At 33.4% G+C, this 22,923-nt stretch carries 19 protein-coding genes and 2 pseudogenes; 7 read left to right on the forward strand and 14 right to left on the reverse strand.

Translation table 11 applies throughout. The features are described from left to right. Window positions 1-107 precede the first annotated feature (107 nt). The 3 genes from gabR to CD032_RS09025 form a co-directional block, all read right to left on the reverse strand. Window positions 108-1,493 (reverse strand): MocR-like transcriptional regulator GabR, encoded by a 1,386-nt coding sequence (gene gabR, locus CD032_RS09015; protein WP_103211405.1) that lies wholly within the window; start codon window positions 1,491-1,493, stop codon window positions 108-110. A 236-nt stretch (window positions 1,494-1,729) separates the two neighbouring features. Next, a complete protein-coding gene (gene cls / locus CD032_RS09020) occupies window positions 1,730-3,214 on the reverse strand; it encodes a cardiolipin synthase (RefSeq protein ID WP_103211406.1) in 1,485 nt (494 codons plus the stop codon). A gap of 157 nt (window positions 3,215-3,371) precedes the next feature. After that, a complete protein-coding gene (locus CD032_RS09025; RefSeq protein ID WP_103211407.1) occupies window positions 3,372-4,556 on the reverse strand; it encodes a CynX/NimT family MFS transporter in 1,185 nt (394 codons plus the stop codon). Window positions 4,557-4,641: 85 nt separating this feature from the next. Here CD032_RS09025 and CD032_RS09030 point away from each other — a divergent pair, with 85 nt between their 5' ends. From CD032_RS09030 to CD032_RS09045, 4 genes are all read left to right on the forward strand, one after another. After that, window positions 4,642-5,193, forward strand: coding sequence for a helix-turn-helix domain-containing protein (locus tag CD032_RS09030; RefSeq protein ID WP_103211408.1), 552 nt, complete (start codon window positions 4,642-4,644; stop codon window positions 5,191-5,193). A 337-nt stretch (window positions 5,194-5,530) separates the two neighbouring features. Then, window positions 5,531-5,740, forward strand: a complete 210-nt coding sequence (locus tag CD032_RS09035) for a helix-turn-helix transcriptional regulator (RefSeq protein ID WP_019469123.1) — start codon at window positions 5,531-5,533, stop codon at window positions 5,738-5,740. Continuing rightward, a complete protein-coding gene (locus CD032_RS09040; protein WP_019469124.1) occupies window positions 5,724-6,227 on the forward strand; it encodes a hypothetical protein in 504 nt (167 codons plus the stop codon). Before CD032_RS09035 ends, CD032_RS09040 begins: the two co-directional genes overlap by 17 nt. 13 nt (window positions 6,228-6,240) lie before the next feature. Next, window positions 6,241-6,750 (forward strand): DUF3278 domain-containing protein, encoded by a 510-nt coding sequence (locus tag CD032_RS09045; protein WP_071560216.1) that lies wholly within the window; start codon window positions 6,241-6,243, stop codon window positions 6,748-6,750. 290 nt (window positions 6,751-7,040) lie between these two features. On the opposite strand, the gene CD032_RS09050 is transcribed toward CD032_RS09045, so the two are convergent. The 4 genes from CD032_RS09050 to CD032_RS09065 all read right to left on the reverse strand — a co-directional run bounded on the left by CD032_RS09050 (window position 7,041) and on the right by CD032_RS09065 (window position 12,414). Then, window positions 7,041-7,454 carry a VOC family protein gene (locus CD032_RS09050; RefSeq protein ID WP_019469126.1) on the reverse strand — a complete coding sequence of 138 codons (414 nt, stop codon included), beginning with the start codon at window positions 7,452-7,454 and terminating at the stop codon, window positions 7,041-7,043. A gap of 119 nt (window positions 7,455-7,573) precedes the next feature. Beyond that, window positions 7,574-8,389, reverse strand: a complete 816-nt coding sequence (locus CD032_RS09055; protein WP_071560217.1) for a pyruvate, water dikinase regulatory protein — start codon at window positions 8,387-8,389, stop codon at window positions 7,574-7,576. After that, a complete protein-coding gene (ppdK, locus tag CD032_RS09060; protein ID WP_071560218.1) occupies window positions 8,379-11,015 on the reverse strand; it encodes a pyruvate, phosphate dikinase in 2,637 nt (878 codons plus the stop codon). Before ppdK ends, CD032_RS09055 begins: the two co-directional genes overlap by 11 nt. Before the next feature lie 319 nt (window positions 11,016-11,334). Continuing rightward, window positions 11,335-12,414 (reverse strand): CdaR family transcriptional regulator, encoded by a 1,080-nt coding sequence (locus CD032_RS09065; protein WP_103211409.1) that lies wholly within the window; start codon window positions 12,412-12,414, stop codon window positions 11,335-11,337. A gap of 138 nt (window positions 12,415-12,552) precedes the next feature. Between CD032_RS09065 and CD032_RS09070 the strand changes: the two genes are divergently transcribed. Both CD032_RS09070 and CD032_RS09075 read left to right on the forward strand, forming a co-directional pair. Then, the gene (locus CD032_RS09070; protein WP_071560220.1) at window positions 12,553-13,683 is read left to right on the forward strand and encodes a glycerate kinase; all 1,131 of its coding nucleotides are present in this window, start codon (window positions 12,553-12,555) and stop codon (window positions 13,681-13,683) included. Window positions 13,684-13,704: 21 nt separating this feature from the next. Continuing rightward, a pseudogene (locus CD032_RS09075) lies at window positions 13,705-14,121 on the forward strand (2-keto-3-deoxygluconate permease); the annotation flags it as partial. Window positions 14,122-14,287: 166 nt separating this feature from the next. On the opposite strand, the gene CD032_RS09080 reads toward CD032_RS09075, so the two are convergent. From CD032_RS09080 to CD032_RS09105, 6 genes and pseudogenes are all read right to left on the reverse strand, one after another. Next, entirely contained in the window at window positions 14,288-15,277 is a 990-nt protein-coding gene (locus CD032_RS09080; RefSeq protein ID WP_071560221.1) for a Gfo/Idh/MocA family protein, read from the reverse strand. Between the two features lie 319 nt (window positions 15,278-15,596). Continuing rightward, window positions 15,597-16,619 carry a lipoate--protein ligase gene (gene lplA / locus CD032_RS09085; protein ID WP_103211410.1) on the reverse strand — a complete coding sequence of 341 codons (1,023 nt, stop codon included), beginning with the start codon at window positions 16,617-16,619 and terminating at the stop codon, window positions 15,597-15,599. A gap of 9 nt (window positions 16,620-16,628) precedes the next feature. After that, window positions 16,629-17,513: pseudogene (locus tag CD032_RS09090) on the reverse strand (SIR2 family NAD-dependent protein deacylase). Continuing rightward, window positions 17,506-18,294, reverse strand: coding sequence for a protein-ADP-ribose hydrolase (locus CD032_RS09095; protein WP_071560224.1), 789 nt, complete (start codon window positions 18,292-18,294; stop codon window positions 17,506-17,508). Before CD032_RS09095 ends, CD032_RS09090 begins: the two are co-directional and overlap by 8 nt. A gap of 3 nt (window positions 18,295-18,297) precedes the next feature. Next, window positions 18,298-18,630, reverse strand: coding sequence for a glycine cleavage system H family protein (locus CD032_RS09100; protein ID WP_103211411.1), 333 nt, complete (start codon window positions 18,628-18,630; stop codon window positions 18,298-18,300). 26 nt (window positions 18,631-18,656) lie between these two features. Beyond that, on the reverse strand, window positions 18,657-19,661 hold the full coding sequence (locus CD032_RS09105; protein ID WP_103211412.1) for an LLM class flavin-dependent oxidoreductase: 1,005 nt from the start codon (window positions 19,659-19,661) through the stop codon (window positions 18,657-18,659). A 304-nt stretch (window positions 19,662-19,965) separates the two neighbouring features. Here CD032_RS09105 and CD032_RS09110 point away from each other — a divergent pair, with 304 nt between their 5' ends. Then, window positions 19,966-21,195, forward strand: coding sequence for an NADH-dependent flavin oxidoreductase (locus CD032_RS09110; RefSeq protein WP_103211413.1), 1,230 nt, complete (start codon window positions 19,966-19,968; stop codon window positions 21,193-21,195). 236 nt (window positions 21,196-21,431) lie between these two features. Here CD032_RS09110 and CD032_RS09115 read toward each other — a convergent pair whose 3' ends face one another. Continuing rightward, the gene (locus CD032_RS09115; protein WP_019469144.1) at window positions 21,432-22,919 is read right to left on the reverse strand and encodes an aldehyde dehydrogenase family protein; all 1,488 of its coding nucleotides are present in this window, start codon (window positions 22,917-22,919) and stop codon (window positions 21,432-21,434) included. Window positions 22,920-22,923: the final 4 nt, after the last annotated feature.

The raw sequence follows: 22,923 nt of genomic DNA on the forward strand, positions 1-22,923 counted from the left end.
CAATAATCCCTCCTCTTTGTCTCCACGTAAGACGCATGGTTTTCTAAAATTTAAGGGATTATTGGTATAGTGTAAAGTACCAGTTAAGATAATTTAATGGAACCAGACTATCCCGATACGACTTCTTTCAATCTCTGGACTGCCTGAGGAATCTGGTCTTGCTTGATTTTTGAAAAACCTATGATAAGCGTTTTATATGTATTATTTTTTTCAAGCGCTTTCACAGAAAATCGATTTAACGTATAAAGCTCAAGTTTCATTTCTTTAGCGCGCGTTTCAATTTCTTGGTAAGAAAATGGTGTGTTAACTTCTACAATAAAGTGCAAACCAGCTTGTGTATCTTTAATTCGAATATCATTTTTAAAGCTATTTGATAAGTGTGTGATGAGCGTTTCTCGTTTTTTTCCATATATCTGATGCATCTTTTTCACATATTTTTCATAGTAACCCTCTTTGATCATTAAATTTAGCGTAAGTGCATGAATCGTTGAAAAATCAGGAATCATATTTAAATTAAGACAATCAAATTTCTTTATTAAATTTATAGGCAAAATCATATAACTCATGCGTAATCCCGGCATCAAAGTTTTTGAAAAAGTACCTAGGTAAATCACGCGTTCATTTTTATCAAAACTAAACAGTGAAGGTATATTATCTGTTTCATATTTGAATTCACTATCATAATCATCTTCTATGATATAACTTTGCGTTTGACTTGCCCAATTCAGAAGATCAATACGACGCGATACAGGCATGATTATACCCATTGGAAACTGGTGTGAAGGTGTCACTATCGTAGCATCAGGCTGAGCTTGCTTAATTTCTTCAATAGATATCCCCTTACGGTCTAAAGCAATCGGTTTTAACTGCGCAGATGTTTGATTGATTAGTGTTCTAAATCTTGAGTATCCAGGGTTTTCTACTGCTATTGTGATTTCATCTGGTAATAGTTGAATTAATTTGGTTAACAGTGTATTAGTTCCAGAACCAATGACAATTTGTTCCGGATGACATTGGATGCCTCTTTGATAAGATACTAATTTAGCAATTGATTGCCTTAACTCTATTGGACCTTTAATTTGAGGTATCGAAGACAATTCATAATCATAATTTTGAAATACACGCTTAACAAGCTTGGTCCATATTTCTACAGGAAATGCTGAAATATCAGTACTCATATGTGAAAATGAATAATCGTATGTAGCTTCAATATGATGTTCTTGCACATCTAGAGGAATTTGCGCATTTGGATCAATGATTAATTTTTCTAAAGGCTCAATAAAATAACCTTTTCGTTCTTTAGTATAAATATAGCCTTCAGCCAATAATTGTTCATATGCTGCTTTTACACTATTCACACTAATGTTTAAATGTTGTGCCATATCCCTTTTTGAAGGCAATTTTTCATGACTCTCATATTTAAATGCGAGAATATCTTCTTTTAATTGTCTGTATAATTGACGATAAATAAATTGACCGTTTTCTCGTTGCATTCAATCCCCCTCTTCACCTCATCCATTTTTCCGTTGTCTCATATCACTCATTATAATGAAAACGAGGACGGTATAGAAACCAAAACGTAAATTTGATTTCATATTCCGCCCTCGTCAGACCAATTTTATGATTTAAAAACTACAATATGTTATCGAAACGCCAGAAACGCAATCGATTGTTACATTGATAAATACATATAATCGTATGCACTGTCACTTCAATGTGCTTTATATTTTTATAGAATTGGTGACGCTAATTTAGCAATTGATTGTTTGAATTTAATCCAATTTGATCGCTGTTCATAGCGTTCCTCTGTCAATTCCTCAGATACTTTCATATCTTCTATAAAAGCAGCTTTAAGCTCTTTGACAATGTTTTTATCATACATAAATGCATTAATTTCGAAATTTAATTCAAAACTACGTATATCCATATTTGATGAGCCTACACTTGCCACTTCATCATCAATAATCATCATTTTTGAATGGATAAACCCATTTTCATACGTATAAACTTTGACACCATCTCTAATCAACTGCGCGACACTCGTAATTGTCGCCCAGTATACAAAAATATGGTCTGGTTTATTAGGAATAATTAACCGCACGTCTACCCCAGCTTTTGCAGCTATACGCAATGCATTGATATAACCTTTATCTGGTATAAAATACGGACTGTGCATATAAATAGATTCTTTGGCGTTCATGATCATTTTGATATAGCCAAACTCTATCTGATGCCAATTATCACTCGGAGCACTAAGCGCAATTTGCATCGGCACATCTCCACCTTGCTTTGCATTATCTGGGAAATACTTATCGTTAAACTCCAATTGTTCACGATGTGATTGAGAGTTCCAATCGTGGATAAAACTGAGCTGTAACGCGTCAACACCATCACCTTTAACCCTTAAATGTGTATCACGCCAATAGCCAAATTTTTCATCTAAACCTAAATATTCATCACCAATATTAAATCCACCAACATAACCAGTCATACCATCAATCACTAAAATTTTACGGTGATTTCTGTTATTTAATCTGAAATTTATTAATGGAATTTTAGCTTGGAAGAAAGCCTCAACTTGTCCACCAGCTTCTTGGAATTTTTTGAATTTTGATTTATGTACCGTTTTAGACCCTACTGCATCATAAAGTATTTTAACTTCTAATCCTTCTTCAGCTTTTTGTTGCAAAATATCGACAATTTCAGAACCCAACTTATCTAATTTCAACACATAATACTCTAAATGAATATACGTTTTTGCATTGCGTAAATCTTCTTTCATTTGGTCAAATAGCGCATGACCATCAGTATAAATATCGACATTATTATCGTAACTTAAAAACGTTGGTTCTTTCGTTAGCAATGTATTTACAATATCTGCATGTTTTTTAACTATTCGGTTATCTGAATGATTAATCTTGTTGGTAGCATCTGATAACTGCGTCTTCATTCGTTCCTTCACATCGTCTATCTGATTATGATGGAAACCTTGTTCACGTTTTTTTCGCACTGCTCGACCAAAGAATATATAAATAACAAAGCCTAAAATAGGTACTACAAATAGTAAAAATAGCCAAGCCCAAGTCGCTGTTGCGTCTCTACGATCTCTGTCTAAAAACACAATAATAAACGCGAGCGCTATATTAATAACAAAGAAAAATGCAAGTACACCTCTATAAATTGGACTTACACTTGGATCAAAAATAAGTTGCATAATGACACCTCATCGTTTTTTATTAGATTTTAATGAAACTATATTCCTCATTTAATTGACTAAGATATAGCTCAACTTATCAAATCCAATTACTTTAAAAGCTCATTGAAAAACAAAACATGTTGTAAAATATCGTACAATATTTGCATGATACTGTCTATTGTTCTATTGTTTTTTCTATTGTGCGATTACGACCTGCTTGTGAGCCGAATAATGTGATTAATAGTGCAGTGATTAATAATATACTTAATGAACCTATCCATTGACCTGTGACATCATGTAGTATACCAAACAGTAAAGGACCTATTGCTGCAAAAAGGTACCCTACAGATTGAGCCATGCCAGATAACTTCGCCGACGTTTGACTATGTTCTGTTCTTAAACTAAAGAATGTATTCACAAGTCCAAACGCTAAACCACTTGCAACACCAACTAAAATTGTAGCAATTAAAGCAAGTTGCGGTGAAAATAACATTATTGAAACTCCCACCACAAAACATAAACCAGTCATAAAAGTTAATAAAAATTGTGATTTCATTTTAGTAGCAAATATAGGTGTAATAAATGTTAACGGTATAATAGCGATTTGCATAATTGATAAATACATCCCCGCTTCACTGATAGTCATACCACTTTGAGATAAATATGCTGGTAGCCAATTAATTAGAGAATAAAAAATAAGTGACTGTCCGCCCATAAGTATCGTTATTTGCCATGATAATGGCGACTTCCAAACATTGACACTCTCTTGGGGTAATGATGTCGTTGTTTCTTCTTTATTTTTCAATTGAAATGCCCATATAATAATGGTTATCAATGTAATGACACCGATCGCACTAATTGCAATATTATAATTAAACGCTTTGACAAACGGTGCCGTTCCATATGAAGATAATCCTCCAAATACGTTCATAACGACAGTATAATAACCCGTCATCACACCTATATGCAATGGAAATTTCGCTTTGATTACTGCAGGTGCAAGTACATTACCAAAACCGATACCAATACCTATAAGGATGGTACCTATATATAACCATGAAACACCTGTGATAGAACGTACGATTACGCCAATCAATATTAGCCATAAAGCTACAAAAATCGTTCGTTCTAATCCAAAACGATAACTCGTTTTTGCTGCAAATAGTGAAATGATTGCGAATGCGATTAATGGGACGACCGTAATTACACTAACAGCACTGTTAGACATCGCCAAATCGTTTTTTATATCAGGTAGCGCAACTCCGATGGAAGTAATTGGCGCCCTTAAATTTGCACCCACTAATAAAATACCTATAAATAATAGCCAATTAAATGGTTTTACTTTTCTATAATTTTCCATTTTGCTCACCTTACATCATAAATTTTCTAAACAACATTATATATGGTACAATATGTACGTTATAATGTAAATAGGAGCGATTCACATGTATTATATTCAAAATATTATTGCCAAAAATTTAGCAACTTATCGTAGTAAACACCAACTTAGTTTAGATAAAATGGCCAACCTAACTGGCGTTAGCAAAAACATGTTAAGTCAAATTGAAAAAGGCACATCTAATCCAACAATTACAACATTATGGAAAATTGCTAACGGGCTTCATTTACCCCTGTCACAACTGACATCAACAATGCACGAGCCTGTAGATTTTGTAGATGAATCTGATATTATTCCTATTGTTGAAGATAAAGTTAAGATTTTCCCATACTTCCCTTACAATGAAAGAAAGCATTTCGAAATGTTTAAAATGGAAATTCAACCAGGTGGTAAAATGGTTTCTGATCCACATCATATACAATCAGAAGAGTTTATCATCGTTAACTCAGGTACTTTAAAAATTGAAGTTGCTCAAACTTCTTATACAATTAGCAGTAACCAAGCTTTTCGTTTTAATAGTGATGTAGCACATCTTTACTATAATCCAACGGATGAAGTTGTTATACTCACCGCCACTATTCATTATCAGGCACAATAACAATCGAATTAAAATTTCACCTAACATTAGATACTATCAATGTTACATACACAGATAAATAAAATTCATCATCAAAATGGTCATTAAGCTTCTTAAAAATAACGACCAATGATACTGTTGCCAAGGTACGACACATCCAACGATGAACTATCATATACAATCAAAAAAGGGGTAGAAATCAAATGTTATCAAATGATTTCTACCCCTTTTATTTTTAGAAACATTTTATATAGCGCACTTTATTTAATATATAACTATTTATTAATTTTTATATTACCTTGACGAGAAAAGTTATGTCATATATATTTGACACATCAGAAAGAAGTGATGATTTAAATTGAATAAGGTAAAACATTTTCGCAGTCAACAACAAATATCTCAACTTGCGCTTGCACGTTCCGTAGGCGTTTCACGACAAACGATTAATATGATTGAAAATGATAAATACAATCCATCATTAAACTTATGTATCAATATTGCACAATCATTAAATGTCACATTAAACGATTTATTTTGGGAGGATCATAACGATGAAGAAAAGAGATAAATGGTTATATCAAAACTTCGCCGGTTTAATTGATACACCTGATGAATATCAACGACATGAAATTGATAAAACATTAGCAAAAATTTCAATTATTGCTTTATATACGTTACTTGCACTTGTTTATTTATCTATTTTCCTTGATATAGAGCGAGCATTTTTATCACCATTTACCGTTGGTGGTGCCCTGTTAATTATTATTCTATTCTGTAGAATGAGCATGAATCGTCTCGGTGCAGATGCTATTGAAATTGAAGTACATCAACGACATACATATCATAAACTACTAAAAGAAACACGAAATAAAAGGATTATTTTCTTGGTTATAGCCCTAATTTATATGTTAGGGACTGCAACAATCATCGCACCACTACTTGCAGGAAACCCAATGAATTTTAGCTATTTATTAAATATAAGTACCTATATCCCCTTTATATTGATCGTCATCTTTACAGTTAACAAAGATTCGCGCATAAAATTAATAGAATAGGAGGTCAATCATCTTGATTAATGAAAAAACACTTCGCTTAATTCCAAACTATAGATTTACTGATGAATATGAACGGCAAGTATTATTAAACCTCTACGCCAAACTCTATGTCTGGATATTTTGGGGAACATTGATGATTTCCGCACTAGATTGTTTTATCTCTATGTATTTTCAACAAATACCATTTGTTAGTATCATTGCATTGATTGGATTGATGGTAGCTTCAATCATACTCACACGCGCACTTCACAATAAAAAAGTAGACCTATTTGATGTCGATTCTAAAGATGAATACAAAAAATACATCAAAAAAGCACGTAACGGCAGTATCCTATTTGCATTTGTTATGTTTATAATTTTCAACATCAATAATTACCTTATTCCCTTTGTGACACACCAAGAACTTCCTAAAATCACAGCTTTAAGTTCTCAAATCCCAACGACTGCAACCATTGCCATGATTACAGGATTGATCATATATATGATAGCCAAATCCAAAATCATTCGTACTTATAAAAAATGAAGGCCTAATTTTAACATTAGCAGTGTGAAAAACGCTGCTGCCGTTAAATGTTTTGTCACTTCAATGGATCAGTTTACATACCATTTCAAATAAAAAATACAAATCCATTCTAAAGTAAAGCCCCTCAATTGATAGCATTAAAATAGCTATGCAACTTGAGGGGCTCTCTTCAAAAATGAAAATGCAGTTGTTTTTTATTATCTGTAGTTATACTTTAATAAACATCTCTTTACCTTTAATCAGACTAACATACATATTCGTGAATATTTATATTCGAATTACAACTTTAATTATTGTGGAAATGTGTAACTTAAATCCCAACCGATATCGTATTTATCAACCAGCTTGGCATATTTCGCTCCCCAAAACATAGTGTCTAGTTCCATTTGAACATCGCCTTCGTCTTTCAATTGTTCATACACTTCTTGGATTGCTGTTTCACTATCAAATTCCAAAACAATATAAACATTTCTATCTTGGAGCATTGTGTCATCGTCTTTGGGTATATCTGACAACATGAATAAGTTTCCATCAACTTCTAACTGCGCATGAATGACACGATTAGGATCATCTGCAACACTTTCATTCGCTTCACCATACGTCATTGTAGCTTTAATTTCCCCGTTCAGCACCTTACTATAAAATGCCAAAGCGTCTTTACATTGACCGTTAAAAAACAAATACGGCACTGTCGATTTCAACATAATATCCCCTCTTTTTTAATATCATTTTCTAATATCAAACATACCCTTTAAACACAGATTTAGACAATTGAAGTTTTAACAATACATTTGAATTGCATACTTAATTATAATTTTCATTCTTATAAAAACTTTTCAATATAAAATGCTGACTCTTCAATTGATTTGAACTCCGTATTAATGACTGTAGCATTTAATTTAGCAAATATTTCTTCGGCATACATCAACTCTTCTTTAATTCTATCGACACTATTATAATCTGTAGGTCCATGTAAACCTAAAACCTTCACGCGTTCCGTACGAATATTTAAGATATAAGTAGGACTCGCAGTCAAACCAAATACTTTTAAATTTTTATTTCTAAAGACCTCATCTGGGATATCAACTTCTGGAACTAAAGGAATATTAGCTATTTTATAACCTTTATTCGCTAAATACATACTTAAAGGCGTCTTTGATGTACGAGAAACACCTAAAATTAAAGCGTCTGCTTCTCCTATATCCGTGAAATGTTTACCATCATCATATTTAACAGAATATTCCATTGCCTCAATTCTTTTAAAATAGTTGTCATCCAACTTGCGCAAAGCACCACTTTCTAAAATGGGTGAACAATTCGTATGTTCTTGAATAATGTTAATTAAATCAGACATATAGTCAACATACGGAATTTGTTGTTCTTGAGCATATGCCTGACCTTTTTTATTAAATTCTGGATTAACTAAAGTCGTTATAACAACTGCACCACGCGCTTTTGCCAATGAAAGTACATTAAGTAGTTCATCTTGATTTTTTATAAAAGGAAATTTTTTAATTTCTATACGCGTGACATCTGGAAATTGTGTTAATGTCGCATGAATCATTCGCTGTGCTGTTTCACCTATAGAGTCAGATACAACGAATAACGTTAACTGGTTTTTTTCATTATCATTTAACACGCAATCTACCGCCTTCGACTTCACTTTGAGCGGTTGATAACAAGGCACCTGGCACTCTAAATGGAGAACATGATACATAATCCATATCTAATTGATTAAAGAATTGAATTGATTTGTGATCACCGCCTAATTCTCCACATACGCCAATTTTTATCGTTGGATTTGCCGCTTTTGCTTGTTCTGTTGCTTGCTTAATTAATTGTCCAACGCCATCTATATCGAGTGTTTGGAATGGGTCTATTGTTAATATACCTTGCTCTGAATAAGCGCTAATAAATTTACCAGCATCATCACGTGAGAAACCAAACGTTAATTGTGTTAAATCATTTGTGCCAAAACTAAAGAAATCACATTCTCGTGCTAAATCTCCAGCGATTAGACATGCTCTTGGTGTTTCAATCATCGTTCCAATCATATAGTGAACACTTGCTCCCATTTCAGCTTGTAAGGCTTCAATGCGTTCAACAACTTGCGACTTTAACGTTGTAAATTCTGAAACAGTTGATACGAGCGGAATCATAATCTCAGGTTGACAATCAATACCCTGTTGTTTAAGGTTCAATGCACTTTCCATAATAGCTTCTGCTTGCATAATATAAAGTTCAGGGTAAGTAATCGCCAAGCGACATCCACGATGCCCTAACATAGGATTAACTTCATTTAAACTTTCAATATAATGTTCTAACTCTGAAACAGTGACATTGAGTTGACTTGCCACGCTATTTTTTTCTTCTGTTGATTTAGGTAAAAATTCATGTAAAGGCGGATCAAGCAAGCGAATAATTGTTGGACGTTCCCCAGACAACTTCAAGATAGTTTCAAAGTCTTCTTTTTGATATTCCTTAATTTTATTTAAAGCATTCACTCTTTTATCTTGTGTATCGGATAAAATGAAACGTCTCATTTCAATCAAACGTTCAGGGCCAAAAAACATATGCTCAGTACGAACTAAACCAATACCTTTCGCACCAAATTGGTAGCCAGCTTGAATATCTTGTGATGTTTCTGCATTCATGCGAACATCTAATCTTGCAATTTCTTCTGACCATTGCATAAATTGTTCAAAAGCCTTACTTCTCTCAGCTTTAATCGTTTCAACTTCACCTAAATAAATATCACCTTTAGCGCCATCTACTGAGATAATGTCCCCTTCATTTAATGTTCCGTTAGGATATGTCACTTTTTTATCTATAACATTAATTTCAACGTCTGAACATCCAGTCACACAACATTTACCCATTCCTCTGGCTACAACTGCCGCATGAGAAGTCATACCACCATGTGTGGTAACTATCGCTTCACTTGCGACCATGCCTTCGATATCTTCAGGTGAGGTTTCAGGTCTCATCAATATTACTTTATATCCCTGTTCAGCTTTTAATTTTGCAGTTTCAGCAGAAAATACGATTTCACCACTTGCAGCACCAGGGCTAGCAGGCAGTCCCATTTTCGAAACATCTGTAGCTTTCTCAAGGGCATTATCATCAAAATTAGGATGCAATAATTGATCAATTGATTTTACTTCAACATTCATAACTGCTTCATTTTTAGAAATAATACCTTCTTCCACTAAATCTACGGCAATATGAATCGCTGCGTTAGCAGTTCTTTTACCGCTTCGCGTTTGTAAGACATACAATTGCTCATTTTCAATAGTAAATTCAATATCTTGCATATCTTTATAGTGTTTTTCTAATTGTTGAGAAACTTCTAAAAATTGTTGATGAACTTGAGGCATTTGTGCTTTCAATGTACTGATATCTTTTGGTGTTCTAATGCCAGCAACAACATCTTCCCCTTGGGCATTTAATAAGTATTCACCAAATAATTTTGCTTCACCAGTCACTGGATTACGCGTAAATGCAACACCTGTACCACTTTGTGCACCACTATTACCAAAGACCATCTCTTGGATATTAACTGCTGTACCAATATCGTGTGGTATTTCATTTAATTGACGATATACACGTGCGCGATCATTATCCCATGATTTAAAAACTGCTTCAATTGCTTCCGTTAATTGCACAATTGGCTCTTGTGGGAATGGTTTATATACTTCTTCCAAATAAACACCTTTAAAATAATCACATATTTCTTCTAAACCTTCAGCTGGGATATCTGCATCACTTTGATAATCGTGTTGTGCTTTATATTGATTAAAATATGTATCAAATGACGTCATCGGTATGCCATATACTACTTCGCCAAACATTTGTAACAGTCTACGGTAACAGTCATATGCAAAGCGTGCATCATTTGTCTTTTCTGCTAATGTTTTTACATTATTATCATTCAGCCCTAAGTTTAAAATAGTATCCATCATTCCAGGCATGGAAATTTTTGCACCACTTCTTACAGACACTAATAAAAGTGACTCTTTAGAAGAAAATGATTTTTGTGTGCGTTGAGAAAATGCTTCTAATTGCTCATGTAATTGCCCAACTAATTCATCTGAAAGATGAGCGCCTTGCTTTAAATATTCAATACACGCTTGTGTAGTAAGGGTAAAACCATCCGGTACGGGTAACCCTAAACGTTTCATTTCAGCTAAATTAGCACCTTTACCTCCTAATAAATCTTTCATGGCTTTATTGCCTTCATCAAATGCATAAATATATTTTGTCATACAGATTCACCTCAAGTTTTTAATATGTCATGCTAATTATTATTGAGTATGTCATATTGTTTTATAAAAAACAACCAATTTTAATGATTACTTTTTATCGTTCACTTTCTTAATTTGCTCAGCTAAAATAAAACCATATAAAAAAGCCCCAAGCAATACGATTTCATCACATGCTTAGGACTTTTAATTTTTAACGTATGTCATAATTAAAATAGTAAAATAAAGTTACATTTAAGCTTTAATTACTAAAAATATTTTTACTTTTGTACCAATTATTTTTGTTAAACTTTCTTATAAAACGCTCCGATTATTTTCGTTGTTAACACCATATTGCAATCTGTAATTTGACAGCATCAGAGTACTTTTTAGGATTTAACCCTGTTTCTTTTTCACATTTTTCTAACCTATACAATAAAGTATTTCTATGGATGTACAATTTTTTAGAAGTTTGCGTTATATTTAAATCATTTTGAAAGAAAGCTTTTAGTGTATCTATACTCTGCTGATCCACATTACTTAATATCCTTTTTTTAAATCGTTCTCTTATATTTTTATCAATTTGATATAAAAGTGTTTTTTCTTCCACATCTTTAAATGAAGTCACAGTCTTTCCATTTTCAGCTAACATAAACACCAACTCACATTCTTCATATGCATTTCTAAAGTCTTTTAATCTTTTAAACATAAGACTTGAGGCAATTTGGACTTTCAGCTCTAAATTTTGAAATATTTGGTATATATTATTGATTTTATTATCTAAAGCTTGCATCGAATGAGCAGTAGCAAGAATAACGATGCGGTTATAATTCGTAAATGCAATTGTAAATGAACTAGCATCTATCCTGCTCGTTAATGAACGAACAATACTATTTCTAGAAAATATCTGTTTTTCGATATCGATAATGATACATTTTCTATAAGTTAATAAATCAATATTAAGTTGTTTCATTAAATATTGAATAAAGGATTTTGATGATTCACTTTTTAATAACTCCTCTATAAATAATTCTTGACTTCGTATTTGTCCCTCCAATTCGTACGTAAAATAATTTTGATAAAGTAACAATTCTGTAGACATTTTAACTAAGTCTGCTACATGTGTTATTTGATTAGGATTACCTGTAATACCAATAACACCAACGATATTATCTTGGAAAATTATGGGTAAGTTTATACCTGCCTGAGTACCTTTAAAATGCAAACTATCTTCTTGGTTGATTACCACTGTTTTTTCTTGTTTCAACACTTCAATAGCACCTTCGTGAAGCGTACCGATACGACTTTTATCGAAAGATGCAATAATTACTCCATTAAAATTCATAATATTAATATTAGTTTTGGTTCTTTTAGCTGTTTCTTTAACGATTAGCGTTGCCATTTCTTCAGTCAATATATCCATTTATCTCACCACTTGTTATTTATATACAAATTCAAAGTATTATTTTTGTATAGTTTAACCCTTTTTTCAATATAATAAAATCGTTAAACTTAAAACAACACATTTTAGAAAGCGCTTTCTTAAAAGGAGAAATTCACAATGGAAATCATATTAGCACCTGATTCATTTAAGGGAAGTATGAAGGCAAGCGAAGTAACAAAGTATATGAAAGATAGCATACTGGAAATTTTCCCTGAATCTACCATTCATGATTTACCAATCGGTGATGGTGGTGAGGGCACAATGGAAGCATTAGTAAATGCAACAAATGGGACGTTTACTACGGTCAGTGTAACCGGACCTCTTGGTGACAAAGTAACAGCTCAATACGGGGTTCTAGATAATCATACTTGTGTCATAGAAATGGCAGAAGCTTCAGGATTAAAGCATTTGGCCCAAGAGGCATTAAATCCTTTATCTACAACAACATATGGTACAGGTGAATTAATTTTACACGCTTTGAATCAAGGATATAAAAATTTCATACTGGCGATTGGTGGTTCAGCTACAAATGATGCTGGCGCTGGCATGTTACAAGCTTTAGGGGCAGAGTTAAAAGATAATCAAAATCACTCAATAAATTTTGGGGGTGGCGAACTACAAAGTTTAGCTCAAATTAACTTATCAAATTTTGATCCTCGAATAAATCATTGCAATTTTATTATAGCAACTGATGTTCAAAATCCATTAGTAGGACCTAATGGTGCATCATTTATTTTTGGGAAACAAAAAGGTGCATCTGCACAAAATATGCAACAACTTGATGATAATCTCACGCATTGGGCTAATCTAGTTGAACATACCACAGGCGTTAGACTACACGATTTACCTGGTGCTGGTGCAGCAGGTGGTTTAGGAGGTGCATTCAAAGCGTTTTTCCCAAGTTACTTTAAAGAAGGTATTCAGGTAGTTATGGAATATATACAATTCGAAAAATACTTAAAACAAGCAGACTTAATTCTTACTGGAGAAGGAAAAATTGATAAACAATCTTTTTATGGAAAAGCACCAATCGGCATTGCACAATGTGCCAAAAAATATGATATTCCAGTTATTTTTATAGGAGGATCAGTAGAAGTTGATGCAAAAGACCTAAAAGACAGTGGAATTCTCAGCGCTTTTAGTTTAAGTAACGGACCTATGTCATTAGAAGAAACATTTTCAAAATCGGAAAAATTGATAAAACAAACAACCAAGAATATTGTAAAAACATTTTTCCATAACCAATAACATATTAAGGGGATGTTAGTTATGAGAATTAAAGATACAATAGAAAAAATTCCTGGAGGATTGATGGTAGTCCCATTACTTTTAGGTGCTACTATAAACACCGTTGATCAATTACATTTAAGCCCTATAATGAATCTACTTAAGTCACTCGGTGCACCCAAAACTGAACAAGGCTATTACGAAATGCTTCAAATCGGGGGATTTTCACAAGAACTATTCAAAGATAGTGCACTTGTCTTAATTGCACTTTTTATCTTTTGTGTAGGAAGTCAAATGAATTTAAAAATTGGCGGTAAAGCCTTAAAAAAAGGTATGCTATTAACAACAACAAAATATTTTTCTGGGTTAGCGGTAGGACTCTTATTAGGCTCAATATTTGATCCTTGGAGTGGATTATTCGGTTTGTCTACAATAGCTGTAATTGCAGCAATGACAAATAAGTATCACACTACACATATTATAGTATTTTAATATTTTAAACAACGTAATTTCAAAACTTTTATTTACAAAAAAGACAGAAATAGTGATCAACTGACGTATTGACGACTTATTTCTGTCTTTTAGCTGTTATTTTTAATATTATGAAATCAACTGTGTTCAAATTTTATTTAATTGAAGGTCCTATGCTTAAATTTGCACTCGTTAATGCTTGCTCTAAGACATCTAGTACATGAATACTGTGTTCTAATTGTCTTGTTGCAAATATAGTATTTTGTTCCCGAATCACTTTTTCGATTTTCACAAATTCTTCATACATTCGATGCTTGTGTGCATTTACTTGATAATACTGTGTACCACCAGTGTGATATTTTAATTCGAATGCATTCAACTCGTTTGTAGGACCTTTAAGATTAATTGTAGCTTTGTCTCCTTGAATATAAGATTGATTATCAGAACTAGAATCTTTAGCTCCGATACAAACCACTTTCATATCTTCATATTCTAATTGTAAGATTCCAGAAGTATCGATATTTTTTTCAATATTTGCAAAGTATGTCACTTTATTAGGTTTACCAAATAAGCCTACTGCTAAATGGATATTGTAAACATTTATATCAATTAATGCGCCTCCGCCCTTACTTGGGTCAAATGCTGGTTGAATAATGTCATTTTTAAAATCATCAAATCTTGAAGAATACTGAGAATAGTTAAACTGAGCAATTTTGCAATTCCCAATTTCTGGTATGCTTTGCTTTAGTACGTCATAATTACTTAAATACAAATTTGTAATAGCTTCAATTATAATCACATTTTGTTGCTCGGCTAAATCTTTTAGTGTGATGAGCTCTTCTGCAGTTAATGTAAATGGTTTTTCACAAATCACATGCTTATTTTGCGCTATTGCTTTACGTGCGTATTCAAAGTGAAGATGATTGGGAACAGCCAAATAAACAGTATCTATCTTTTCATCTTCTATAAACGCTTGATAATCTTCATAGACTTGTTTAATATCAAATTGCTTTTGCAATTGAGCTACATTCTCAGGATTACGTCCAGTAGTCACTATGCTTTGTATATGAATTTCAGGTACCTCTGACATCACTGGCAATGCTTCTTTTACAATTTTTCCGGCTCCAACTATACCTATATTCATAAATTTCCCCTTTTTTATCATAAAAATTTATTGTCTATATTGAAATAACTATGACTTTTTCGAATCAAAAATCAAATCATCCATTACGATCATAAAGGCTGTAATATTTATCTGTTCAGCCTTATAATGCATAATACGTCATAGTTTGTTTGTCCATTTTATCATCTGTATATAATTATATTTGAATGTTTCAGGACAATTTTAAATGTTGAGTTAATATCACTTTATTACGTGGTCTTGTACTATTTCCCAAGAAATAACTGCTTGTGTACAAATCATTTACCACTACATTGATTTTAGCAAATGTTCACTCTTGTTATTAACTTAAAATTAATTCAACGAGTTCTTCTGCTGACGTTTTACCGAAATAGTAAGGAATATCAATTTCACTTAAAGCATCAAGCAAATCTGCTTTAACAACTCGAACACCAATAAGTTGCTGTTCAACTTCTTTAATCTCACCTTGTCCGAAAAAATCACCATAAATACGACATGCAACAATACGACCTTGTTCAACGGCTAGTGTGATATCAATGGTGCCTGCAGCTAATTTCGCATCTCTATTATATTCATAACGTGGAGAACGTCCATAGTTCCATTCCCAATTCTTGTATTTTTTTGCCACCATTTCATCTATTACATGCCAGTCTGCTTCACTTAATTCGTAACGTTTAACGTCATTGATATCGTCTAAGCCCAATAATTGTTTAATCATTAAGTCTTTAAACTCATGTATAGTAATATTTTGATATTCAATTGCTAAATTGTCACGAATACTTCCAACTCTCGACCTAACAGATTTAATTCCTTTAGATTCAATTTTTTTACGGTTCGGTTTCAACACTTTAATCATTGCTTCGTAATCAACATCTAATAAGAGTGAGTAACCACCATAGATACGTCCATTGATCAAAGTCATTGCAGCACCAGAAATTTTCTTTCCATTAATCTCTAAATCATTACGCCCACTTTGAACGACTTCAGTAGCACCTAAATTATGTAACGCCTTAATTGCTGGCTCATAAAACTTTTGAAAATCACCATATATCGAATTATCATTTTGTAAAAGACAGCACATATTCACAGCACCACGATCTACATAAACTGCGCCACCTCCAGTTTCACGACGCATCACTTGTATACCGTGTTCATCTATATAATCTTGATTAATCTCTACTGCTGTATTTTGAAAACGACCTATTTCTACTTTTGGATCGCAATAATAAGGTAATAAAATATCATCATCTAAAAAAATATTTTGACTTACATAGACTTGCATTGCAGTATTAACTGCACCGTCTGTTATATATTCACCATTTCGAATCGGTTCAATTAAATACATAGTTTTCTCCTACTTTGCTAATTTATTATTTGCTTCTAAAACTAATGTCGAAATATCATCCGTTAAATGTATTGTTCGTTCACGTATATTTTGAGGTATCCTATATGCTTTTTTATTTAATGTCATAAATAATGCATCAGAATTCTGTCTTGTCATACGTTGAAAAGGATGTTTCACAAACTGAGGTGTAGTATAACCAATACCGATTTCTAAATATAGGACTTTTCCTTCCTTATGATTTTCAAGAAACTGATTGTAACGAGATAATTGTGCCTCAAAATCTGCATCTTCTACCATACCGACTTGTGCTTTTCGCTTATTAATTTCCATAGGTGCATCACATTTGGGACAATGTGGTACAAATTCGCGCGGCACTTCCATATTTGATTGCTCTTGGATCATTTGACGGATTGCCTCATCGTCTCTATAGGTTTGTGGATGACAATGTTGACTACACTGCCATAGAATATATTCACCTTGGATATGAAATACTTTGTCCAAATCATAACCAGCAACTGCAAATGCATTATCTGCATTAGTGGTAATAATATGATGCGCTTTGTTTTTTAGTATTTCTTTCAGCGCAACATAGGATGCACCTACTGGTTGATCTAAATAATTCAATGCAACAAATCTACTTTGAAATGCCCAGTATTCTTGCCAACTTTCAAATGTATGAAGACTTGCTTGCAACATATCAAAAAAACCCTATTTTTCTATAAAATCCGGAAAATTTTGGATAAATCTTTTTCCTATATACGTAAACCCATCTGAAGCAGACATACCTGCTCCTATGCCTACAACTACTGCATCTGCTTCATCTATAGCTTGTGCTAATACATCAGATTGACTACTTTGATTTGTTGACATAACACGCCATGTTGTTTCAGTCATAACGTTTTAGCTCCTCCTTATATAATTGTGCATCTGTATCAGTGAACACGTTAAAAATAATCTTCGTATCATCCATATGATGCTCTTTTTTATAATCCAATACAGTGTTAATGGCTATCTTTGCAGCTTCTGCTTGAGGAAAGCCAAACACACCTGTAGAAATACAGCAAAACGCTATACTTTTTAGCGAATGTTGTTTTGCAATTTCTAAACAACTTCGATATGCGCGTGCCAACAAATCTTTATTCATATCAGATACAGGTAATTTGCGAACTTGTGGCCCTACTGTATGAATTACATATTGGGCTGGCAAATTATATGCTGATGTTATTTTAGCTTTTCCTATACCTTCTTTTTTCCCTTGTGCTTCCATAATTTCATGACATGCCAAACGTAACTGTACCCCAGCTTTAGTATGAATGATGTTATCAATACAATTATGATTAGCTTCAAAACAACCTAATAATTGACTGTTTGCTGCATTCACTATCCCATCTACTTTGAGTTGAGTGATATCTCCTTGCCATAAAAATACATCATCACCAATCATTGGCGACAATGTATCAATATGAGTAACATGTTGACGATTCATCGTTTGTAAAAATGCATCTTGTACATCTAAATAAGTGTCAGCAATAGGTCGAGGTAATCTTACATTGGCGAGCCCTCTATACATTTCCCAACGTGATGTTTCATCTTCCGGTAAATTTAAAGTTGTTTCACCATGTGCTTCACGCCATAAATATTCAATTAAATAAGATAAGCGCTCTTGTTGTTGCATATATTATGCCTCTGGTAGTGCGTTAAATGCTGCTTCATCAACATTTTCTAATTTAACTAACCAATTCTCTTCTGGTTTTTCTGAATTCAAAATTGTTGGTTCATCTTCTGCTTTTGTATTTCGTTCTACAATCATACCAGCTAATGGAGATTGAACATCTAACACTGTCTTAGAAGCCTCAATACTTACTATTTCGTCATCTACTTTCACTTCATCGTTACCTATAAATTCTACGTACCCAACTGTACCTATATCGTCTTGTAACTCTGGCGTCATACTATAAACATATTGTGCGCCTACTTTTTCTACCCATAAATAATTCGCTAATTTTTTCATAATAAATACTTCCCTTCATAAATAATTTATAAATATATTTCTGCAAGCAATTCAATAGCTCGACAACGTGCTTCAATACTCGGTATCAAAGGCACTACCATGATTTCATCTGCATTAAAATCTTGTATCATGCGATCTATTTGTGGCTTCGCACTTTCTTTGGTGCCCACAATGATGCGTGCACGACTTTGAGCTATTTGTCGCTCATCTTTCTCTGTACAATGATAAGATTGTGCTGTTTCAGGCGAGGGCATACGTTCAAATTCAGCAAACTGTTCCTTACCTAATAACCATATATCTAGACTTCGGCCCAAAGTTTCCGCTTCTTCTACTGTATCAGCTAATGCAATAAAAACAGTAATCATCACAGATGGCGCCATATTTAATGACGATGGTTGAAATGCGTCTCTATACATTTTCACACTATCTTTTGCTTTAGCTATTGCTTTAGCATTAGGTAATAGAAAAGTACCTAATGTATAACCTATACCTTGTGCCCCCGCCTTTTTAGCCGATGCTACACTGGTGCTCAGCAACCACATGCTGGGCATGAATTTCGTACTTGGTTGTGCTACAACGCGATGATGTCGCTGCTGCGTCTGTTGTTCTGTTAAATAATGTCTCACATCTTCAATAGACTGCCCGTAGTCTAAAAAGTGTGATTTTGTTTCATTCATCGCCGATTTCACTTGAGCAGTACCTGCATTATTGCCAATACCTAAATCGACACGTCCAGGATGAAGTGCTTCTAACATACGGAAGTTTTCAGCAACTTTATATGGGCTGTAATGAGGTAACATCACCCCACCTGACCCCAGAGAAATGTTTTTTGTTTTATTTAAAATTTGCATCATTAATAATTCAGGACTACTACATGCAAATGCTGGTACATTATGATGTTCTGTTAACCAAAAACGTTTATAGCCGAGTTTGTCAGCTAACTGTGCTAATCGAACAGTATCTTGTAAAGCTTCTTCGGCAGATTTGCCTTCGTCAATCACAGCATAATCTAACACATTAAATTGAACCACTTGAATTACCACCTCCACCAATCATACATTATACAATACGCTTTGTTAACGATTGTTCTTAAAGCAAGTATATTTGAGTATCTTATGACTTTCAGTTAAGATAAATGCAACGTAACATCACTATACACTCTACTTAATACAACATGCGTCCACTTTAAATTGTCTACACCTTATAGGATAACGGATATAGAGAATTTTTGTTAGATTTTGCTTAAAAAATTTCTACTTTTTAATCGTTTTGACCCTTTTATATTTAAGTGTTACTTTAAAATTATTAATAACAACGAAGATAGAGGTTATAATTATGAATATGAATTACAATGCATTATTAAAGCCACTAACATTGCCAAATGGTATTGTCTTAAACAACCGTTTTGTTTTATCTCCAATGACAACTAATTCTTCTACACAAGACGGACATGTCACAGAAGCAGATATTAATTATGCACGACGTCGTGCACACTCAGCACCACTTCAAGTTACTGGCGCCGCTTATATTGAACCTTATGGACAATTATTTGAATATGGTTTTAGCATTACTGATGATAGTTGTATTCCTGGCTTAACAACTTTAGCTAATGCTATGAAACAAAACGGCAACAAAGCAATACTACAACTTACGCATGCTGGTCGTTTTTCAAATCAAGCTATTTTAAACTTTGGTCAAGTATATGGTCCAAGTGCGATGACCTTAAATTCTCCAATTAAGCATGAAGTTTTATCTATGACTACAGACAAAATCAAATCCGTTATACAACAATACGCAGATGCAACATCACGTGCAATTAAAGCAGGGTTTGATGGTGTTGAAATTTCAGCTGCACAACGTTTATTAATCCAAACTTTTTTCTCGACTTTCTCTAATTTAAGGACCGATGAATATGGTAGCCAAAATTTAGAGAATAGATCACGCTTTGAATTAGAAATATTAAAAGCTGTTCAAAATGTTATTGATCGAGAAGCACCTTCACAGTTTATTTTAGGTTATCGTGCCACACCCGAAGAAACACGTGGTAGTGATGTAGGTTACACTGTTGATGAGTTTAACCGTCACTTAGACTGGGTGTTAGAAACTGCCGACATTCAATATTTAGCGATTGCAAGTTGGGGACGTCAAATCTATCAAAATAAAGTACGTTCTGAAGGAAAATATAACGGAGAATATGTCAATGCGGTCGTTTATAAATATCTCAACGGACGCATTCCACTCATAGCTAGCGGAGGTATTAATTCTCCTGATAGTGCTTTGGATGCCTTACAAAATGCGGATATGGTGGGCATGTCATCACCATTCGTCACTGAACCAGACTTCGTTACTAAATTAAAAGAACAAAGACCAAATGACATAGATTTACATGTAACTCTGGAAGATATAGATGAATTAGCTATCCCTTATGCTGCTTTTAAAGATATTGTAAAAATGATGGATTATGGTGAAGGATTAAAGAAAGAAACTCGAGATGAATTGCGTAAACTTGAAACAAATTATGATGAAGTAAATTATAAAGAAGTAGATCATAAAAATGGGACATAAGACTTCCACGATATAAAAATTATGATTCTAAAAGCACACACGATGAAAATCATCATACATGTATTCAACAAATTCAATACTTAATAACTAGTTACAAAATGCACTAAGATGCGCTTTGATATTTGTTTTAATCATATTTTGTTAAACATTTTTTAAATAAGCAGGCTCGAAAATTAATGTTCAAATTTCCGAGCCTGCTTTTTAATACTATTTTCACAAAGTGTATTGGCAAATGTTTAATATAAACCTTTTAATTCATTACTTGTGTCAATAAATATATTTTTAACTTGTTGATAGTTACTCAATGCTGCTTTATACGTTTCACGACCAATACCTGATTTTTTATAACCACCAAATGGTGCGCCTTCAGGCACTTGGTTATACGTATTTATCCAAATTCTGCCTGTTCTAACTGCTTTAGCAATATTCAATGCGCGAGTAATATCTTGTGAGAATACCCCACCTGCTAAACCATAGTCAGAATCATTAGCAATTTTAATCGCTTCTTGATCGTCTTTCACTTTAATTACTGTTAAAACTGGACCAAAGATTTCTTCTTGCGCTAATTTATTTTGGTTATCACTAACTGCAATCAGCGTTGGTTCTATAAAGTATCCTTTATCTAATCCATTTTCAACAATACGTTTGCCTCCAGTTAACACCTCAGCATTTGACTGTTCAGCATAATCGATATAAGACAATATTTTATTCATCTGTTCATCACTCGTTTGGCTGCCCATTTGAGTATCTTCATCTAATGGATCACCAACCTTAATATTTGAAAATGCCTCTTTTAATCTAGAAATTAACGTGTCGTATATACCTTCTTGAACCAATAAACGTGAGCCTGCACTACATACTTCACCTTGATTAAATAATATACCGAGTTGGATACCTTCAACAGCTAAATCTAAATTTGCATCATCCAAAATAATATTGGCACTTTTACCACCAAGTTCTAATGTGGCAGGGACAATACGTTTTGCACCTGCATCGGCAACTTGATAGCCGACATCTGTTGAACCTGTAAATGATAATTTATCTACACCTTCATGATTAAAAATAGCATTACCTGATTCTGAACCTTTACCAGTTACAATATTAACCACACCTTGTGGCAATACTTCTTGAAAAATCTTTCCTGCTTCTAATAAACTTAAAGGCGTTGAGGAAGATGGCTGAATAACAATTGTATTCCCTGCAGCAATGGCTGGTGCAATTTTCCATGCTGCTAAGAGCATTGGGAAATTCCAAGCTACTACAGCACCAACAACGCCAATAGGTTCATGACGTACGATACTCATAGTATCTTTATCAATATCATTAACCGAACCTTCATGTGTTTCAATAACACTTGCAAAATAGTTAAAATGTCTTGCAGCGTATGGTATATCAATCGTTGAAGTTTCACGAATCGGTTTACCATTATTCAAGGTTTCCACTGTTGCAAGTTTATCTTTATTTGCCATCAATTTTTCACTGATTTTTCTTAATAAATTCGCACGCTCTGTTTTAGAAGTTAAACTCCATGATTCAAAGGCGCTTTGGGCTGATGATACAGCTTTGTCGATATCCGTTTCGTCAGCTTTGGAAATATTTGATAGTATCTCCCCTGTAGCTGGATTAACAACTTCTAATGTTTCTCCACTATTACTTTTTACAAATTCACCATCAATTAACAATCCATAATTCTCATCAACATAATCTTTTATATTTACTGTCATGACA

The sequence above is a fragment of the Staphylococcus cohnii subsp. cohnii genome (assembly GCF_002902365.1).
Taxonomy (GTDB): Bacteria; Bacillota; Bacilli; order Staphylococcales; family Staphylococcaceae; genus Staphylococcus; species Staphylococcus cohnii.

Excerpts from the sequence above, each read along its gene's own strand:
- gabR (WP_103211405.1), bottom strand. The coding sequence starts at position 1,493 with ATGCAACGAGAAAACGGTCAATTTATTTATCGTCAATTATACAGACAA.
- cls (WP_103211406.1), bottom strand. The coding sequence starts at position 3,214 with ATGCAACTTATTTTTGATCCAAGTGTAAGTCCAATTTATAGAGGTGTA.
- CD032_RS09025 (WP_103211407.1), bottom strand. The coding sequence starts at position 4,556 with ATGGAAAATTATAGAAAAGTAAAACCATTTAATTGGCTATTATTTATA.
- CD032_RS09030 (WP_103211408.1), top strand. The coding sequence starts at position 4,642 with ATGTATTATATTCAAAATATTATTGCCAAAAATTTAGCAACTTATCGT.
- CD032_RS09040 (WP_019469124.1), top strand. The coding sequence starts at position 5,724 with ATGAAGAAAAGAGATAAATGGTTATATCAAAACTTCGCCGGTTTAATT.
- CD032_RS09050 (WP_019469126.1), bottom strand. The coding sequence starts at position 7,454 with ATGTTGAAATCGACAGTGCCGTATTTGTTTTTTAACGGTCAATGTAAA.
- ppdK (WP_071560218.1), bottom strand. The coding sequence starts at position 11,015 with ATGACAAAATATATTTATGCATTTGATGAAGGCAATAAAGCCATGAAA.
- CD032_RS09065 (WP_103211409.1), bottom strand. The coding sequence starts at position 12,414 with ATGGATATATTGACTGAAGAAATGGCAACGCTAATCGTTAAAGAAACA.
- CD032_RS09070 (WP_071560220.1), top strand. The coding sequence starts at position 12,553 with ATGGAAATCATATTAGCACCTGATTCATTTAAGGGAAGTATGAAGGCA.
- CD032_RS09080 (WP_071560221.1), bottom strand. The coding sequence starts at position 15,277 with ATGAATATAGGTATAGTTGGAGCCGGAAAAATTGTAAAAGAAGCATTG.
- lplA (WP_103211410.1), bottom strand. The coding sequence starts at position 16,619 with ATGTATTTAATTGAACCGATTCGAAATGGTGAATATATAACAGACGGT.
- CD032_RS09095 (WP_071560224.1), bottom strand. The coding sequence starts at position 18,294 with ATGCAACAACAAGAGCGCTTATCTTATTTAATTGAATATTTATGGCGT.
- CD032_RS09100 (WP_103211411.1), bottom strand. The coding sequence starts at position 18,630 with ATGAAAAAATTAGCGAATTATTTATGGGTAGAAAAAGTAGGCGCACAA.
- CD032_RS09110 (WP_103211413.1), top strand. The coding sequence starts at position 19,966 with ATGAATATGAATTACAATGCATTATTAAAGCCACTAACATTGCCAAAT.
- CD032_RS09115 (WP_019469144.1), bottom strand. The coding sequence starts at position 22,919 with ATGACAGTAAATATAAAAGATTATGTTGATGAGAATTATGGATTGTTA.